Here is a 16,754-nt window from a genome sequence, read left to right as displayed (position 1 = left end):
TTTATTCTAATTTGATTATAAGTACATCTAATTGTTGTAGTTATATTTTTGTTGTTTTAAGTATACTGCGACCACGGAGTTCTCAACTATCCTCTTCGTCGGCAGCGTCAGAGGGGGATAAGAGACAGGAACAGCGCCGGCAGTGAGCGCGACCAGCGGCGCGCGGCCGCCTCCCTGGCCGCCGCGGGGCTGGGCCGAGGCGACCGGCTGCTGGTCTCGGCCGCGGCGTCGCCGGAGCTGCTGGCCGTGGTGCTCGGGGCCCTGCGCACGGGCATCCTGCCGGTGGTGCTGGACCCCGCCCTGCCGGCTGCGGAGCGCGCGGCCCTCGCGGAGGACGCCGACCCCGCGCTCGACGCGGGCGACGAGCCCGGGCGCCTTCTCGGCGAGGACGAGGCGGACCTCGCCGACGTGCCGCTGGCCCGGCCGATGCACTACACGTCGGGCACCACCGGCCGCCGCAAGGGCGTGTGGGCGGGCGTGCTGACCGAGGACGACGCCCGTGCGCTGGCCGCCGAGGAGATCGAGCTCTGGGGGTTCGGCCCGGCCGACCGGCACCTGGTCCTCTCGCCGCTGCACCACAGCGCACCGCTGCGGTTCGCGATCCACACGCTCCTGGCCGGCGGCGAGGTGCTGCTGCCCGGGCCCTTCGACGCCGCCAGGGCCGCTCGCGCGATCACCGAGCTCCGGCCGACCACCGCCTTCTGCGTGCCCACGCACCTGCAGCGGCTGCTGGCCCGGGGCGACGTCGACTGGTCCTCCTTCCGTCGCCTGGTGCACGCGGGCGCCCCCTGCCCCGAGCCGCTCAAGCGCGCCGCCCTGGCCGCCCTGCCCGGGGGCAGCGTCTGGGAGTTCTACGGCTCCACGGAGGCCCAGTTCACCGTCTGCTCGCCCGAGGACTGGCTGGCGCACCCGGGCAGCGTCGGGCGGGCGCGGCCCGGCCGGCGGCTGGAGACCGACGAGCGCGGCCAGCTCTGGTGCGCCGTGCCGCCGTGGGCCCGCTTCGAGTACTGGCGTGCTCCGGAGAAGACGGCGGCCGCCTGGCGCGGCGACCGGGTGACAGTGGGCGACCTCGGCCGGGTCGACGACGACGGCGTCGTGTGGCTCGACGGGCGCCGGGAGGACCTGGTGATCTCCGGCGGGGTCAACGTCTACCCGGCGGAGGTGGAGGCGGTCCTCGACGCGCACCCGGGGGTGGTGGAGAGCGCCGTCTTCGGCGTGCCCGATCCCGACTGGGGGCAGCGGGTGGTGGCCGCCTACGTCGGCGACGCGGACGCCGGTGAGCTGGCCGACTGGGCCCGGGCCCGCCTCGCGCCGGCCAAGCGCCCCAAGGCCCTCCACCCGCTCCCGGACCTGCCCCGCACCTCCACCGGCAAGGTGCGCCGGCTGGACCTGCCCCGGGTTCTCGGCCTCAAGGATGGCTGAGCCGCTCGGCGGCTGGGACGTCGTCGTCGTCGGAGCCGGGACGGCCGGGTGCGCGCTGGCCGCCCGGCTGGTCGACGCCGGGCGCCGGGTCCTGGTGCTCGAGGCGGGGGCGGACTCCCCGCTGCCGGCGGAGCTGCGCGACGCCTCCACGCTGCGCGCAGCGGTGCCCGGGCATCCGGCGAACTGGGATCTGCCCGGGCTGCTGGCCGACGGCCGGACGATCCGGGTGCCGCGCGGCCGCGTCGTCGGCGGGTCGAGCGCGATCAACGCCGGCTACTTCATCCGGCCCACTCCCGCCGATGCCGCGGACTGGGCGGCCGCGGGCAACGACCGGTGGGGATGGGATGAGCTGCTGCCGGTGCTCCGGCGACTGGAGAGCGACCGCGACCTGGGCGATCGCCCGGACCACGGGGCGGACGGCCCGATGCCGGTGGCCCGCCCCGGGGACGGTCCACTGCTGGCCGCGGCCCTCGCGGAGGCGGCCGACGAGCTGGGCCTGCCGGCCGAACCGGACAAGAACGCCGGAGGCCCGCCCGGCTACGGGCCCGTTCCGCGCAACGTCGTCGACGGGGTGCGGGTCAGCACCGCGGCGGCCTACCTGGCGCCGCGGCGCGACGACCCGCTCCTGACGGTGCGCGGCGGCGTGCGGGTCCTGCGGGTCCTGGTCGAGCGCGGCCGTGCGGTGGGCGTCGCCACGACCGCCGGGGACGTCCGGGCGCACGAGGTGGTGCTCAGCGCCGGCGCGGTGGGCTCGGCACACCTGCTGCTGCTGTCGGGGATCGGCCCGGCCGCACGGCTGCGGGCGGCCGGCATCGAGGTCCTGGTCGACGCGCCGGTGGGGGAGGGCGCCACGGACCACCCGATCGTCCACCTGCCGTTCGCCCCGCGCGACGGCGTCCTGGCCGGGCCGGGGGAGGCGCCGTTGCACGGGGTCCTGCACGCCACTTCCGACGGCGCCGCGGTGCCGGGTGACCTCGAGGTGCTGCCCTGGATGGCGCCGTTCGCCCAGGTGATGAGCGGGCGGCCAGCGACCGGTCAGCCGGTCGAGGTGGGCGTGGCGCTGCAGCGGACCGAGAGCCGGAGCCGGCTGTCGCTGGTCGACGGCGACCCCGACCGGCCCCCGCTGGTCGAATACCGGCACCTGGTCGAGGGCGCCGACGCGCGGCGCATGCGACAGGGGGTGCGGCTGGCCGCCGAGCTGCTGGGCAGCCGGGCGATGCGTGCGGTCGGGGATCCGGTGGCCCTGCCGGCGGGCGACGCGGCCCTGCGCGGCTGGATCACCGAGCGGCTGACCACCGCCGTCCACCTCTCGGGCACCGCCCGCATGGGGCCGAACGGCGATCGGGGCGCCGTCGTGGACCAGGAGTTGCGCGTGCGCGGTGTGGAGGGGCTCCGCGTGGCCGACACCTCGGTGCTGCCGCGGGTGCCCGTCCGCGGACCCGCGGCCACCGCGGTGCTGATCGGCGAGCGCGCCGCCGATCTGATGACCGGTCGCTGAGCGCCCGGCGCGATCAGCGGACGGCGGGCATCTCGCTGGTGCTCGCGGCGGAGAGCGGAGCCCACGCGTCCGGGTGGGGGCGGCCGGCGTCCGCGGCCCAGGTCGGCGTCCGCACTCCGGCGGGCGTGCGCGTGGTCGTCGCCGGACGCGCGCTGAGGCTCACGATCGCGGCCAGCAGAACGAGCAGGCCGACCAGAACACCGCCGATGACCAGGAGCGTCGAGAACATGTTCTGAACCTAGGGGCGGGACCGGTCCGTGCCACAGGGCAGATCTCTCCAGACATCCGGGCGGACTTGCGCAGAGTTCGCTGCGTCCGAACCGTCTGGTCACACCCGTCACAGCAGGGTTCGACAACCCTCGACCACCGCCACGGTAGCCCCGCGGAAGGACTCCGCGCAGCGTCCGGGATGCGACGGGTAGCCCGGCCGCCGGACGGGCAGGACGGTGCCGTGACGGATCTGGCAGAGCTGGCCGGCAAGGCGGTGGCCGTGCCCCTCGGGGCGGTGGCCAGGTACCGGCGGGGGAGGGCCATGCACCCGCGGGGGGCGGTGTTCGACGGCGTGCTGGAGCGCCACGGGAGCACGCCGCCGATCGGGGTGCCATGGCTGGACGAGGTGCGCCGCGACGCCGTCGTCGTCCGGATCTCGCGCGGCGCCGGGCTACCCGCTCCGTTGCCCGACGTCCTGGGCCTGGCGATCCGCCTCGGCGGCGACCGCGACCCGGTCGACCTCCTGCTGTCGAGCACCGGACAGGGCCGGTGGAGCCGGCTGGTGCCGGTGCCGAGGGTGGACGCCGAGGGCCCCTACGGCTCGATCATGGGCTTCCGGTCGGCCGTCGGCACCATCCGCATCGCGGCTCTTCCGCAGACCGCCGGGATCTCCTCCGACCCCGAGCCGGTGGCCGAGGCGGCCGCGGAGGGCCGGATCGACTTCACCCTCGCCGCGGCCGTCGGGCAGGGCGAGTGGCGGCCGTTCGCCCGATTGCGCAGCACGGCGGCCCGCGGGCCGTTTGACTCCGCTCTTCGCTTCGACGCCGTCCTGAACGCGCCGCCGGGTCTCGTCGCGGACGGGCCGATGGCCAAATTCCGGGCGCCGGCATACGCCACCGCGCGCAGGCTGGGCCGCTGGGGCCGGTGACGCGTCCGGCACGCGGGCTCACCCGATGGAGTCGGTTCCGGGTTCGACGCCGGACGCCCGGGGTAGGCGATACCGGACCGGCCCGAACCAGGAGGCCACGTCCTGAGATCGCCGAGCGGCACCATCGTGCTGCCGGAATGCTCGACCGTACGAGGAGACGCACCGTCGCGTGACCCACGCTCACCCCCCGGATACGGGGCTTCCCGCGCTACCGGGGGCCGGCATCCGCGTGGCCACCATCCCGCACCGTGACGCCTACGTGGACGCGGTCCTGCCCGATGGCGTCACGCGGGTCGGTAACGGCGCCGAGCCCAGCTGCTGGTTCGACCACGCACACCTGGCCGCCCACTCCCGCGACGTCGATGTCGTCCACCTGCACGTCGGCTACGGCCGGCTCGACGCGGCGGCGATGGAGGCCTGGAGCGAGGAGCTGCAGCGCCAGGGGGTTCCGCTGGTCGTCACGGTGCACCAGCTGCACGCCCCGGGAGCGGCCTCGCCCGGACCCCACGACGCCCACCTGGCGGCCGTCCTCGGCATCGCGGAGGTCGTGCTGACGCTCACCCCGGGAGCGGCCGACGACATCGCCGAGCGGTACGGCCGGACCGCCATCGTGGTCGCCCACCCGTCGGTCGCCGTCGCCGATCCCGAGCTCGGCGCCGAGCGGGGCCTGGTGGGGCTGCGCGTGGGTGCGTCATCGGCCTCGGTACCCGACGTGGGCCGGCTCGTGCGGGCGGCCGTCTCCGGCGCGGTGTCGGGGGGTGGCCGGTTGCGGCTGCTGGTCGAGGAGGCGGACGTGCCGGCGCTCGATCCCGCGATCCCGGCGATGGCCGAGGCCGGTCAGCTGGAGTTGGTGGTGTTCCCGGCGGCCGGGTGGGTGGCGCAGCTGCAGCAGCTGCACGTCGCGGTCCTTCCCGAGCCGTGCGGCACGCACTCCCGCGACGTGGAGGTCTGCCGCGACGTGGGCACCCGCGTCGTCGCGCCGAGCTGCGGCTGGTTCGCCGATCAGTGGTCGGAGGTCGTGCCCTACTCCCACGACGAGCAGGGCGGCGTCGACGCCGTGTCGCTCACCGCGGCCATCGGTGCCGCGCTCATCCGGCCCATGCCTCGCCCCGCCGACCGGGTGTGGCGTGACGGCCAGCGGGAAGCGGTGCGGCAGGTGCACGCCGAGGTCTACGCGCAGGTGGCCGGCGACCGCAGCTGGGCCTGAATGCGAGAACGGGCCCGGCGCGTCGCGCCGAGCCCGTTCGCAGTGGGTGGGCAGGGGCGGGGTCGAACCGCCGACCTCTCACTTTTCAGGCGAGCGCTCGTACCGACTGAGCTACCTGCCCCTCCCGGCGACTCCACCGGAGAGCGACCCTGACGGGACTCGAACCCGCGACCTCCGCCGTGACAGGGCGGCGCGCTAACCAACTGCGCTACAGGGCCTTGCTGTGGTGCATCGTGCCCCCAACGGGGTTCGAACCCGTGCTACCGCCTTGAAAGGGCGGCGTCCTGGACCGCTAGACGATGAGGGCTCGTTCGCCGGGGGCAGCGAGAACAATACATGCCCCTCGCGCCTCCTCTGACCAGGGGTCCTCGGATGCGAGGCTGTGCTCGTGCGCGTTCCCCTCAACCTGGCCGTTCCCGCCCTCGCCGTCTCGCTCGCCCTCGTCTCGGGCTGCGCCCAGAAGGGGAGCTCGGACACGGCGTCGTCCTCGGCGGGAGCGACGGCGGGCGAGACCTCGGCGACCGGGTCGGCGGCACCGGACCCCGCGAGTTTTCCCGGCGACACGCAGCCGGACACCGGGACGGCTTCCGACGACGCGCTGCTCACCGTCAGCACCGTGCGCGTGGCCGCGCAGGACGGCTTCGACCAGGTCGTCTTCGAACTCGGTGGCACCGGCACCCCGGGCTGGGACGTGCGGTACGTCGAGGAGGCGATCGAGCCGGGCCGCGGCGAGCCGGTGGAGCTCGAGGGCGACGCCGTGCTGCAGGTGGGTATCACCGGTGTCGGCTACCCCTACGACACCGGGATCGAGGAGTTCAGCTCGGCGGGCACGGTGACCGCGACCGGGACCGGAAGCGTCACCGAGGTCGACTTCCTCGCGACCTTCGAGGGCACCACGACCGCTTTCATCGGCACCCGGAGCCAGGCGCCGTTCCGCGTTCACCTCCTGCAGGACCCGCAGCGCGTCGTCGTGGAGGTCGCGCACGCCGGCTGAGCCGGTCCATTCCGCGACGCTCTGACTCTGCCCCACATGTGGGGCAGAGTCAGAGCGTCCGCAGACCCGCCCGACCTCAGTTCAGCCGCGCGTTGAGCTCCACCGAGTCGTCGGTGATACCGGAGCACGAGAGCTCCAGGGGGCCGGCGTTGACGCTCTCCCCCTCGCCGCAGGAGACGCTCGCGCCGCCCACGGTCAGCGAGGCGCGCCCGTCCTGGACGCCGCCGAAGGTCAGCGTCTGCCCCAGAATCTCGGCCTCGGCGCCCTCGCCGCTGAGCGTGACGGTGCAGGAGGTGCCCTGGCACGAGACGTTCTGCGAGGTGTAGGAGCAGCCGGTCAGGAGCAGGCCCCCGGCGAGCAGTCCGCCGGCCAGGCGGGCGGTACGGGTCGTCGTCGACATGGCCGAAGCCTAGAGCGGCCGGCTCATCGGGGCCCGGAGGCCGGAGCCGCCGGGGCGTCCGCAGGGACCTCGTCCGAGCGCGGGACCACGGTGCGCTGCACGGTCACCTCGGTCTCGCCGAGGCCGCCGAGAGTGATGTCGTCGTAGGCGCGCAGCAGCCCCGTGCTCCGGTCCAGGTAGAGCACCGTGCAGGTCAGCGGCTTGGGGTACTCACCCTCCAGGGCCCGCAGCCCCGCGCCGCCGGTGGAGCCCTGGACCATCAGCCGCGTGCCGTCGTCGAGCTCGGTGACCTTCCGGCTGTGCGTGTGGCCGGCCAGCACCAGGGGGACCGCGCCGTCCAGCGGGGGCGCCTGCTTCGGGTCGTGCACCAGGGCGATCGCGGGCGGCGCGGCCAGCTCCGCGACGACGTCGGCGAGCTCCTCCCCGGACTCGATCAGGACGTCGTCGCCCGCGTCGTCGTCCCCGGTGCTCTTGTCGGGAGTGAACCGCGGATCGGGAGCCCCGACGACCTGGATCCCGGCGACGGTGACCGCGGAGTCGTCGAGGACGGTGACGTTGGGCTGGAGGGCGAGCAGCCCGGCGGTCGTCGCGGAGTCGTGGTTGCCCCGGATGTACACGTAGGGCACGTCGAGATCGCCCACGGACGTGATGAGCCGGTTCTCCGGCTCGCTGCCCCAGTCGGTGATGTCACCGGTGTCCAGGATCGCCTCCACCCCGAACTTCTGGCTGACCTGGCGCACCAGGTCGAAGCCGGCGGGGTTCAGGTGCAGATCGGAGACGTGCAGCAGGGCCACGGTGTCCTCACCCGCGGCCGGAGCGGGCAGGGCGGAGAGGGCCGAGTACAGCGTGCCCACGTTGCCCACCAGGTCCTCCAGCGACGCCCGGTAGGCGTCGAAGCGGGCCACGATGTCCTCGGCGCTGCCGATGAGGCTGCTGGCGTTGGTCAGCAGGCCGGTGTAGGTCGGCTGGGACAGCGCCTCCGGACGCCAGGTGGCCACCCCGATCCCACCCGTGATCGCCAGGACGGCGGTGGTGAGCCCCAGGGCGATCACCGGCTCACGGCGGCGGCGCAGCACCGCCCAGGAGGTGAGGGCCCCGCCGGCGAGGGCCGTGAGCGCGGTCAGCCAGATGAGTCGGACGACAGCGGACCGGAGGTCGTCGGTGACCTGGTCGACCACCCCGGCCAGCCGGACCGGGTCGGTGGCCAGCGCCCGGGCGCGCTCCTGGTCCACCCGTTGCAGCGAGACGTCCAGCCGCAGGGGCCCGTCGTACACGTCGACGGCGAGCTCGCCCAGCGGCGCGACCGACACCTCGGCCCCGCCGCCGGCCGGCCGGAAGGAGAGCGTGGCGTCGAACGGGCCGATGGGGGCCGAGACCCGGGCGAAGAGCAGCACGGCGGCGAGCGCGCCCCCGAGCGCGAGGGCGACGCGAGACGCCCACCGCCCGGCGGTCCGGGCGCGGCCCTGCCACGGGGACGGGCTGGGGCCGATCTCGCTCACTCGGTGGAGGCTAGCCATGATCGGTGCCCCTCTCAGCCTGAGCGGGTCAGGCGGTGGCCGGCTCCGGGCGGAAGATCCAGCGCAGGGCCACGAAGCGCATCAGCCCGATGAAGGCGGTGACGGCGGCGACCGTGGCGATCTGCAGCCCGGTGTTCGTGCCGTCGGTGACGGCGTGCAGCCAGCCCAGGGCGGTGCTCGTGGCCAGCAGGCCCAGGATGGTGACGCCCCCGGCCTCCCACTGAGCGGTGAACCAGTGGACCCGCTCGTCGGCGCGGAAGGTCAGCCTGCGGTGCAGCTCGTTGGCCAGCACCGTCGAGATCGCGGTGCCGACCAGGTGCGCGGGGAGGTAGCCGCGACCGGAGAGCGCGACGAACAGCGCGGCGTACACGGCCGTGGTGACAGCGCCGACGAGCACGAACCGGGCGAACTGCGCGGTCGTGTCGTCACGCCGCAGGTGGGCGGTGAGCCGCGGTGCGATCCCCCGGATCCGCTGCGCCGTCGCATGCGACAGGTCGCCGAGGGCTTCGGCGGCATGGCCACGGCGGTGCAGGGACGGGCAGGTCACGGGGTTCCGATCGGCAGATGGGCTGGTCAGCGGAGATGAGCAGGGTCAAGGCTCCTCTTCGGCACAACCGTTGTCACCCCTGAACATGCCGGTCGCAACTGTGATCCACCCGTGTCCTTGCTCACCGTTGCCTGTGAGTCCCGTTGCCTGGGAGTCGTGGGCCGACGGGGTATCGGGGGCTGACCTCGGGGGTAGTGACTCGCCCATGAGCCTCATGGGATTCCTGGACCGCGTCGCGGACGTGTCGGCGTTCGACAAGGCGATCGAGCCGGCGCGCAAGGCGGTTCAGGGGGCGCTCAAGCCGGGCGCGTTCAAGGACTTCCTGCACGGCACGTGGCTGGGCCATCCGTTGCACCCGGTGATGGTCCAGGTGCCGGTGGGCAGCTGGGTGTCCGCTGGACTGCTCGACGCGATCCCGCCCATGCGGCCGGCGGCGACCCTGCTGATCGGCACCGGCGTCGCCGCCGCCGTGCCGGCCGCGCTGTCCGGTGCCGCCGACTGGTCGGAGCAGGGGGCCGGCGTCCGTCGCCTCGGCGCCCTGCACGCGGTGATGAACACCGCCGCACTGGGCCTCTACGTGGGCTCCCTGGTGGCGCGCAGCCGCGGACGGGGCGGTCTGGGGCGGGTGCTCTCCTACTCGGGGCTCGGCCTCGCGGGCGGCTCAGCCGCCATCGGCGGGCACATGTCCTACGCGCAGTCCTCGGGCGCCTCCCACGCGGCGACGGCAGTGCGTGCCCTGTCGTCGGAGTGGATCGACCTCGGCCCGCTGGACGACCTGGCGGACGGGCGGCCCACGATGCGCTCGGGCAAGGGCGGCAGCATGGCGGTTCCGCTGGCCGTGGTGCGCCGGGGAACGCGGGTCGACGTCTTCGTCGCCGCCTGCTCCCACCTCTCGGGTCCGCTGGACGAGGGCACCGTGGAGACGGTGCGCGGCTCGGAGTGCCTGGTCTGCCCGTGGCACGGCTCGGCGTTCGACCTCGACGACGGCCAGCCGCGCCGCGGACCGGCCGCCAACCCGCAGGAGAAGCTCGAGGTGCGCATGGAGGCGGGCCGGGTCATGGCGCGCATCCCCGGCCGCCACCGCTGAACGGCTCCGCCCGGGACCTGGGCGGTCCTACGCTGCGGGGCCATGAGGAGGGCGCCCGCGCTGAGAGTGCTGCCGGCGCTGGTCGCCTGCTCGCCGGCGTCGGACGCACCGGACGACGTCCGGACTTCCTCGCTCGCGCCGACGCCGCCCGCGACGTCCGCCGCCCGCGACGTCCGCCGCCGCGCCCCCGGCGGTGCCCGGGATCTCGGCGGAGGCGGTCCGGTTGCGCACGGACGAGGCGGTCGGCGGGCGGTTCCAGGTGCGGGTGACCGACACGGGGGAGGCCCCGTTCACCGTGTCCGCGGTGGCGCTCGACGCGCCGGGTTTCGCCCCGGTCCCGGAGACGCCGGTGACGGCGGCGTTCGTGCCCGGCCGGGTGATCGACCTGCCGGTGCCTACGGCGCCGTGGACTGCGCCGTCGTCCCCGGACCGGCCGTCGCACGGCTGACCGTCGTGCGTCCGGACGGTTCCGTGGAGGGGCTGAGGGTGCCGCTGGCGGGGGGCGTCCCGGCCCGGGTGCACGTCGAGGAGTGCGCGGCCGCGCGGGTCGCCGCGGTGGCCGAGCTGCGCGTGACGGAGCTGGACGCCCGGGACGGCGAGCTCGCCGGGCGGCTGGTCGTGCGCCGGGTGGACGGCGACCAGTCGGTCTCTGTGCGCCGGATCGGCCGCAGCGTGCTGCTGGACGCCTGGGCCGACCTGCCGCTGGAGCTGACAGCGCGGGCGGGCGCGGCCGAGGTCGGGGTGACGTTCCGACCGGGGACGTGCGAGCCGCACGTCCTCTCGGAGACCAAGAAGCCCTACGTGTTCCCGCTCGAGGTGACGCTGGGGGAGGAGCCGCCGGTCGTCGTCGAGCTGCCGGTCGACGACGAGCTGCGGACGGCGCTCGCCGACCTCGTGCAGTTGGTCTGCGATCCCGCCTGGCGGGGGAGCGCTCCGGGTCGGGTCGGGAAAGAGGCCGGCCCGGCTGCCCCGGGGGGAACGGGTCAGCCGGGCCGGGGTAGTGCCCGCCGCGCGGTCATGCGGGGCGGAAGTCCGTCGGCGGACGGAGGCAGGTTGACCAGCCCCCGACCGGAACGAACATGACGGTACGTAACCGCGACGGTCACCCGCGATCCCCTGAACGGGTGGTCCGATCCTCGAGGGGGTGACTCACCGCACACGGCGTGTGGGCCGTCCCACTCGATGGGCATCGGAGGGCGATGTTCTTCCTCTTCTCCAGCCGCCTGGGCTGCCTGGGTTCCCTCGCGTTGTCGGCGCTGCTGACGGTGATCCTGCTGCTGGTCCTGGACGTGCTCTGACCCTGCAGATCGCGAAGACGCGTGAGGGCCGGTCCCGAGGAGGACCGGCCCTGACGCGTGCAAGGCGGAGCGGACGTCAGCCGTTGAGCTCCAGCGTCTGCATGGTGTCGGTGCGCACCTGCTGCAGCAGCGCGGTGTCGGAGGCCAGCGAGCGGCCGTAGGAGGGGATGGCCTCCTGCAGCAGCGGGCGCCAGGCGTCGACCCGGTCGGGGAAGGCGCGCTGGAGGAGGGTCAGCATCGCCGACACCGCCGTCGACGCACCGGGGGAGGCACCGAGCAGTCCGGCGATGGTGCCGTCGGCGCCGACGATGAGCTCGGTGCCGAACTGCAGCACGCCCTTGCCCGTCTTCGGGTCCTGCTTGATGACCTGCACGCGCTGGCCGGCGGTGACCATGTCCCAGTCGTCCTGCTCGGCGGTCGGGACGAAGCCGGTGAGCGTCTTGTGCCGGGCCGAACGGCTCTGCAGGAGCTCGCCCACCAGGTACTTCGTCAGCGCCAGCTCGGTGCGGGCGACGCCGAGCATGGAGCCCAGGTTGTTCGGCTTGACGCTGAGCGGCAGGTCGAACATCGAACCGGCCTTGAGGAACTTGGGCGAGAAGCCGGCGTAGGGGCCGAACAGCAGCGAGTACTCGCCGTCGATCAGGCGCAGGTCGAGGTGCGGTACCGACATGGGCGGTGCGCCCACGGCGGCCTGGCCGTAGACCTTGGCCTGGTGCCGGCTGACGAGCTCCGGCGAGCGGGTGCGCAGGAAGAGACCGCTGACGGGGAAGCCGCCGAAGCCCTTGATCTCGGGGATGGCCGCCTTCTGCAGCAGCGGCAGCGCGCCACCACCGGCACCGACGAACACGAAGCGGGTGCGGACCGTGAGGTGCTCGCCGGACCTGCTGTCCCGGACGGTGACCTTCCAGCGGCCGTCGGACTCCTTCTCCAGCTCCTGCACGCGCTGGTTGAGGTAGACGTTCACGCCCCGGCCGGCGACGTCGTCGAGCATCAGCCGGGTGAGGGCGCCGAAGTTGACGTCGGTGCCCGCGGCGGAACGGGTGGCGGCGACGATCTCCTGGGGGTCGCGGCCCTCCATCATCAGCGGCAGCCACTCGGCCATCTGCGCCTGGTCCTCGGTGTACTCGAGGCCCTCGAACAGCGGCTGGGCGGCCAGCGACGAATGGCGGGCACGCATGTAGCTGCGGCCCTTCTCGCCGGTGACGAAGCTCAGGTGCGGAACGGGCGAGATGAAGTCCTTGGGGGAGCCGGTCATCCCGCCGCGCACGAGGTGGGACCAGAACTGCCGCGACACCTGGAACTGCTCGTTGATGGTGACGGCCTTGGTGGGGTCCACCCGGCCGTTCTCGTCCGCTGGCGTGTAGTTGAGCTCGCAGAGGGCGGCGTGCCCGGTGCCGGCGTTGTTCCACGGGCCGGAGCTCTCGCCCGCGACGGCGCTGCCGGACTCGAAGACGGCGACGCTCCAGTCGGGGGCCACGACCTTGAGCAGCTGGGCCAGGGTGGCGCTCATGATGCCGGCCCCGACGAGTACGACGTCGGGGTTCGCGCTGTCCGGAACTGCGCTGCGCTCGGAAGTCACGGCTGCCTCTCTGGCTGTGCTCGGCGAGGCGCCGCAGCGCCCTTCCTGTTGATGGTCGGCGCACGGTCGCCCGAACACGGGGTCGATGAGCTATGAGCTATGTCACCAGCGGCGGCGTGCACGACACCTCAAGGATGCACCGCCGCGTGCCGGGCGTGCGCCGTGGGAGGTTGTGATGTGCGCCTGCGAGCGGGGCGGGCGCCCTGCCCGTCTGTCCGGAAGCAGTGACGGGGACGCCGCGAGCGGTAGCCTCGCCCCGCGTGCCCGGCCCGAAATCGGCTCGGCGCCGGGCCTCTAGCTCAATTGGCAGAGCAGCGGACTTTTAATCCGCGGGTTGTGGGTTCGATCCCCACGGGGCCCACCGTCTTGACCTGCACGGACTCCGTGCGGGGTGACTTCCGGGACGTCGTCAGCGGCTGATGTGGTCGCAGTGTGGTCGCGGGCCGCCGCCGCGGCGGTCTCGAAGGCCTGCTCGAGCGCCGCCGCCATCGCGTCGGACGCGGTGCGGGCGGTGTCCTCGGACAGGTGGCCGTAGGTGTCGACGGTGATGCCGATCGAGGAGTGCCGCAGCATCTTCGACACGATCGCCATCGGGACGCCGGCGGCGAGCATCAGCGACGCGGCGCCGTGCCGGAGGTCGTGCAGCCGCACCCGTCGCAAGCCGGCCGTCTTGCTGAGGGCCACGAAGCGGCGGGTGACGTACTCCGGGCGGAGCGGGGCACCGTTCTCGCGGGCGAAGACCAGGCCGTGGTCCTCGTACGCCGCGCCCCAGGCCTGCCGGTCGATGTCCTGCCCGAGGCGCCACTGCAGCAGTGCCAGCACGGCGCGCTCGGTCAGCGGCACCGTGGCCTCTGACGACCGGGTCTTCGGGGTGGAGAACTGCAGCCGGCCGCCGACGTCGACGACGGTCTGTCGGATCCGGGCGGTGCGGTTGCCCAGGTCGAGGTCGGTCCAGCGCAGGCCGAGCGCCTCGCCGCGACGAAGGCCGGTGGCAGCGATGACTTCGAACAGCGGACCGAGCCGGTCGGTCTCCACGTGCCGCAGGAAGACAGCCAGCTCGGCGGCGGACCACGGCTGCACCTCGGGGCGGGGCCCGTTCGGGGGTGTGACGTTACGGGCCACGTTGAACTGGAGCCGCCGCGTCTTCACCCCGTAGCTGAGTGCCGAGCGGAGGGTGGCGTGGATGCGCCTGACGGTCACCGGCCCGCGGCCATGCATCGCGTCGACCAGGAGCTGCTCGACGTGTTCGGCGCGAAGCCGCTCGATGGGCACGTGCCCGATCGCCGGGGCGATCACGTTGTCGACGTGCGCCCGGTAGGAGCGCAGCGTGGTGGGCTTCGCCTCGCTGGCCTTCACCTGCAGCCAGCGGGTCAGGAAGGTCGCCACGGTCTCGCGGTCGTCCACCTGCACGCCGTGGGCGGCCCGGTTGGTGACGTCGGCCAGCGCCCGGCTGGCGGCGGCCTTGGTGGAGAAGCCGCCCCGCCGCATCGTCTTCCGCTTCCCAGCCGTCGAGGGGAGGTCCACGGCGTAGTACCAGACCCCGTGCTTCCCGTCGGACGCGAGCCGCGGGCACGACTGCCCGAGCTGTCTGCCGGCGTCATCCCGGCAGGCGCAGCGGCGGTAGACGCGGCCCCGTCTCTCCATGGTTACTCCGTGCCCTTCGATCTCTCGCCCGCGGGCAAGAAGCCACGGCGTCGCGCTTCCTTGACCCAGCCATGCACCGTGCTGACCGGAACCTCGTTCTCGATCGCTAAGTCCTGAGCCGGGCGTTGGCTGACTACTGACATGAAGGCGAAGGCCGCCGCAACTGACTCGTAGAAGGAATCCGGACGGTTACGCCCCTCGGGAACTGCGAGTTTCAGCGGGGGACGCATTCGAGGCTTGGAGGGCGTGAACCACCAACCATTCGCCTGTCCCCTCGGGAAGGCTTCCAGCGTCGAATCGGGGCCCGGCAACCGCTCAAGCAGCTCTTTCCTATAAGCAGGCTGATTGACTGCGGCCTCTACGCGAGCCATGGGCGCATCCCGGAGTGCCCGGCCGCCGGCTCCGCCGCTGGGGATGGCGAGCCGCACCTCTCGAACCTCGATAAAGGCGCTGGAAAACTGCTTGTTGCGGCTGTAGACGACGGCGGGCTCATGGTTGATGAAGCGATTTTCGATGTCGTAGCCCCGGTCGAGGCCGAAACGGAAGAAGAGCCACGTTCGCTTGGCGTCGTAGACCTTCGATCGGAAGACGGCCCATCCGCTGTCACGTGGATCGAAGCTGAGCCACTCGCTGCCGTCATCAGACACGGGGACCACGAAGCCACGCCCCGCTTGGCCGTCGCGCCCCTCTGTCACAGCTCCGACGCTATCCGAACGTTGCCGTTGCGTCTAGCTAGCCACTCTCAGAGTCTGAGTGTGTCTCCGTTGACGGTCGAACGTTGCGCGGTCACACTCACTCACTCATCGTCTGAGTGTGTCTAGCTAGAGGGAGCCGAGGTCATGACCCTCGCAGAGCGTGTCCGAGCGGCTCAGCCGCCGCCCCCGGAGGCCCGGCGCAAAATTCGGTGTGACGCTCGCGTCTCGCTTGCCGAGGTAGCCGCAGAGCTTCACGTGTCGCCGGTGACAGTCCAGCGTTGGGAGCAGGGCGCCTTTGAGCCACGGCGGTCGAAGGCCATCGCGTACCGCAACCTCCTCGAGGCACTTCGCGAGGCATCGCGGTGAGCGGCATGACCCGCTCTCAGCTGCTGGCCCTACCGGCTACCACCGACCTCGTTACTGCGGCCAAGGCGCTTGGCATCGGCCGCACGACGGCATACCAGCTGGCGCGCACGGGTGAGTTTCCCGTTCCAGTTCTTCGTCTGGGGACCCGCTACCGGGTTGTCAGCAGCGGTCTCCTGGCCGCCCTGGGCATTGAGCACGGAGTTCACGGTTGACGCTTCGGCAGCTCTCCGTGCGCTGAAGGCCGGCCTCGCCTCGTCGCCAAAGTCCGCGCGCAGACGGCACGGTGGCGCCCGCCGAGTACGAGCGGGCCATGAGGCTCGACGGTGACCAATACAGGTACCGCCGTGGTTGACGTCTCGCTGCGCATCTGGCGCCGCGCCCTTCGAGACGCCGTCGAGCTACCTATCGCTACGCGCGGCGTGGCCATGGTGATCGGCGAGTTCATGACCTCCGAGACAGGCGACGGCGCCTTTCCGGCCCATGAACTGCTGCAGCAATCCTGCGGCCTTAGTCGCTCGCAGACGAAGCACCACATCGCGGTTCTCATCCGCACCGGGTACTTACGCAAGACCAGGGCTGGTCACGCCGGCCAGACGGCGGAGCACCGGGCCTCGGTGCCGGTGGCCCGTTGGGTGGATGACGCCCTGGTCCGTGGTGAATGGGACCGCGCCAAGAAGACTTTACGAACGCCTTGGCGGGACGACGGCCCGACGGAAAGGGGCCGGGATCCTGGCCACACAGCGGCCGGGATGCCAGCCGCAGAGGGGCCGGAAATCCGGCCCCTACCCCGAGGAGTACCCCGACTAGTACCCCGAGGGAGAACACCCTCGCTCGCGGAGCTCGCTCGGGCGCACTGTCCGCCACGGAAGCGACGCATCGCCGCTACATGCGGATGACTGACGAGGAGTTCGACAAAGCCCTGCGGTCGTTACATCTGGACGATTGGGACCGGGTGACCATGATCGAATCCATGGCCGCCCGAGGCGCGCGCCGCGGCGAGTTGGTAGGAGTCATCGTTGCCGCTCTGCGGAAGGCTGGACGCCTCGACCGAGTCGACACCATCGCTCCGAGTGTCGATCGACATCGCATCTAAGCCCGCTAGTTCGCCGGGCCCGCCCGACCGGAGGTCGCGTGCGCGCGCGTAGGGCATGCCCGATAAGCCCGATACTCGGGCTTTGATGGCCTGCGAGCACCGGCGCTCCACGGAGTTCGGCCCCGCCCAATCCCACGCCTGACCTGGCGTTCGCCTGTGCGGGGGCCCACGGCGCGGCGCCGGTTGCGCAAGGTTGGCCTGATCCTCAAGGGCTGCGCCGCGTATTACGTTTACACCTTTAGTCGGAACGTCGGTTCGCCGCAGGGCGA

At 72.7% G+C, this 16,754-nt stretch carries 16 protein-coding genes, 4 tRNA genes and 1 pseudogene; 11 read left to right on the top strand and 10 right to left on the bottom strand.

Going from position 1 to position 16,754, the window contains the following annotated elements; genetic code table 11:
- The first annotated feature begins 117 nt into the window (after positions 1 to 117).
- Together C5508_RS06265 and mftG are read left to right on the top strand one after the other, a co-directional pair.
- A complete protein-coding gene (locus C5508_RS06265) occupies positions 118 to 1,422 on the top strand; it encodes a class I adenylate-forming enzyme family protein (RefSeq protein WP_104524085.1) in 1,305 nt (434 codons plus the stop codon).
- A complete protein-coding gene (mftG, locus tag C5508_RS06260) occupies positions 1,415 to 2,920 on the top strand; it encodes a mycofactocin dehydrogenase MftG (protein WP_104524084.1) in 1,506 nt (501 codons plus the stop codon). The genes C5508_RS06265 and mftG overlap by 8 nt, the downstream gene beginning before the upstream one ends.
- Positions 2,921 to 2,933: 13 nt before the next feature.
- Here mftG and C5508_RS06255 read toward each other — a convergent pair whose 3' ends face one another.
- On the bottom strand, positions 2,934 to 3,149 hold the full coding sequence (locus tag C5508_RS06255) for a hypothetical protein (protein ID WP_104524083.1): 216 nt from the start codon (positions 3,147 to 3,149) through the stop codon (positions 2,934 to 2,936).
- A gap of 222 nt (positions 3,150 to 3,371) precedes the next feature.
- Between C5508_RS06255 and C5508_RS06250 the strand changes: the two genes are divergently transcribed.
- Complete coding sequence (locus tag C5508_RS06250; protein ID WP_104524082.1) at positions 3,372 to 4,058, top strand: phosphodiesterase; 687 nt, start codon at positions 3,372 to 3,374, stop codon at positions 4,056 to 4,058.
- A gap of 229 nt (positions 4,059 to 4,287) precedes the next feature.
- Complete coding sequence (locus C5508_RS06245) at positions 4,288 to 5,265, top strand: glycosyltransferase (protein WP_104524081.1); 978 nt, start codon at positions 4,288 to 4,290, stop codon at positions 5,263 to 5,265.
- A 47-nt stretch (positions 5,266 to 5,312) separates the two neighbouring features.
- On the opposite strand, the gene C5508_RS06240 is transcribed toward C5508_RS06245, so the two are convergent.
- The 3 genes from C5508_RS06240 to C5508_RS06230 all read right to left on the bottom strand — a co-directional run bounded on the left by C5508_RS06240 (position 5,313) and on the right by C5508_RS06230 (position 5,572).
- Positions 5,313 to 5,386 (bottom strand) — tRNA-Phe (locus C5508_RS06240).
- A 23-nt stretch (positions 5,387 to 5,409) separates the two neighbouring features.
- Positions 5,410 to 5,483: transfer RNA gene (locus tag C5508_RS06235), tRNA-Asp, on the bottom strand.
- 16 nt (positions 5,484 to 5,499) lie between these two features.
- Positions 5,500 to 5,572, bottom strand: a tRNA-Glu gene (locus tag C5508_RS06230).
- An 81-nt stretch (positions 5,573 to 5,653) separates the two neighbouring features.
- On the opposite strand from C5508_RS06230, the gene C5508_RS06225 reads away from it, so the two are divergent.
- Positions 5,654 to 6,259, top strand: coding sequence for an AMIN-like domain-containing (lipo)protein (locus C5508_RS06225; RefSeq protein WP_198597920.1), 606 nt, complete (start codon positions 5,654 to 5,656; stop codon positions 6,257 to 6,259).
- A 76-nt stretch (positions 6,260 to 6,335) separates the two neighbouring features.
- Here the strand turns inward: C5508_RS06225 and C5508_RS06220 are convergent, their stop codons facing one another.
- The 3 genes from C5508_RS06220 to C5508_RS06210 are packed head-to-tail and all read right to left on the bottom strand — an operon-like array spanning position 6,336 to position 8,723.
- Positions 6,336 to 6,659 (bottom strand): hypothetical protein, encoded by a 324-nt coding sequence (locus C5508_RS06220; RefSeq protein ID WP_104524079.1) that lies wholly within the window; start codon positions 6,657 to 6,659, stop codon positions 6,336 to 6,338.
- 23 nt (positions 6,660 to 6,682) lie between these two features.
- Positions 6,683 to 8,158, bottom strand: coding sequence for a metallophosphoesterase (locus C5508_RS06215; RefSeq protein WP_104524078.1), 1,476 nt, complete (start codon positions 8,156 to 8,158; stop codon positions 6,683 to 6,685).
- A gap of 46 nt (positions 8,159 to 8,204) precedes the next feature.
- Positions 8,205 to 8,723 (bottom strand): GtrA family protein, encoded by a 519-nt coding sequence (locus C5508_RS06210; RefSeq protein WP_104524077.1) that lies wholly within the window; start codon positions 8,721 to 8,723, stop codon positions 8,205 to 8,207.
- 205 nt (positions 8,724 to 8,928) lie between these two features.
- Between C5508_RS06210 and C5508_RS06205 the strand changes: the two genes are divergently transcribed.
- The 3 genes from C5508_RS06205 to C5508_RS06195 all read left to right on the top strand — a co-directional run bounded on the left by C5508_RS06205 (position 8,929) and on the right by C5508_RS06195 (position 10,893).
- Positions 8,929 to 9,810 carry a Rieske (2Fe-2S) protein gene (locus tag C5508_RS06205; protein ID WP_104524076.1) on the top strand — a complete coding sequence of 294 codons (882 nt, stop codon included), beginning with the start codon at positions 8,929 to 8,931 and terminating at the stop codon, positions 9,808 to 9,810.
- A 223-nt stretch (positions 9,811 to 10,033) separates the two neighbouring features.
- A complete protein-coding gene (locus tag C5508_RS06200; RefSeq protein ID WP_157944008.1) occupies positions 10,034 to 10,258 on the top strand; it encodes a hypothetical protein in 225 nt (74 codons plus the stop codon).
- Between the two features lie 23 nt (positions 10,259 to 10,281).
- Entirely contained in the window at positions 10,282 to 10,893 is a 612-nt protein-coding gene (locus tag C5508_RS06195; protein ID WP_157944007.1) for a hypothetical protein, read from the top strand.
- Between the two features lie 291 nt (positions 10,894 to 11,184).
- Here C5508_RS06195 and mqo read toward each other — a convergent pair whose 3' ends face one another.
- Positions 11,185 to 12,687 (bottom strand): malate dehydrogenase (quinone), encoded by a 1,503-nt coding sequence (gene mqo / locus C5508_RS06190; protein WP_104524073.1) that lies wholly within the window; start codon positions 12,685 to 12,687, stop codon positions 11,185 to 11,187.
- 288 nt (positions 12,688 to 12,975) lie between these two features.
- Here mqo and C5508_RS06185 point away from each other — a divergent pair.
- Positions 12,976 to 13,048 (top strand) — tRNA-Lys (locus tag C5508_RS06185).
- Positions 13,049 to 13,266: 218 nt separating this feature from the next.
- Here C5508_RS06185 and C5508_RS20685 read toward each other — a convergent pair.
- Together C5508_RS20685 and C5508_RS06170 are read right to left on the bottom strand one after the other, a co-directional pair.
- Positions 13,267 to 14,175, bottom strand: a pseudogene (locus C5508_RS20685) (tyrosine-type recombinase/integrase); the annotation flags it as partial.
- A gap of 158 nt (positions 14,176 to 14,333) precedes the next feature.
- Positions 14,334 to 15,026: a hypothetical protein gene (locus tag C5508_RS06170; RefSeq protein WP_104524072.1), complete on the bottom strand. Its 693-nt coding sequence runs from the start codon at positions 15,024 to 15,026 to the stop codon at positions 14,334 to 14,336.
- Between the two features lie 144 nt (positions 15,027 to 15,170).
- On the opposite strand from C5508_RS06170, the gene C5508_RS20680 reads away from it, so the two are divergent.
- Together C5508_RS20680 and C5508_RS20675 are read left to right on the top strand one after the other, a co-directional pair.
- On the top strand, positions 15,171 to 15,392 hold the full coding sequence (locus C5508_RS20680; protein WP_104524071.1) for a helix-turn-helix domain-containing protein: 222 nt from the start codon (positions 15,171 to 15,173) through the stop codon (positions 15,390 to 15,392).
- Between the two features lie 5 nt (positions 15,393 to 15,397).
- On the top strand, positions 15,398 to 15,604 hold the full coding sequence (locus C5508_RS20675; protein WP_104524091.1) for a helix-turn-helix transcriptional regulator: 207 nt from the start codon (positions 15,398 to 15,400) through the stop codon (positions 15,602 to 15,604).
- Positions 15,605 to 16,754: the final 1,150 nt, after the last annotated feature.

The sequence above is a fragment of the Blastococcus atacamensis genome (assembly GCF_002938425.1).
GTDB classification, from domain to species: Bacteria; Actinomycetota; Actinomycetes; order Mycobacteriales; family Geodermatophilaceae; genus Blastococcus; species Blastococcus atacamensis.
Note: the sequence above shows the minus strand (reverse complement) of the source record. Positions and strands in the feature narration are given on the sequence as shown.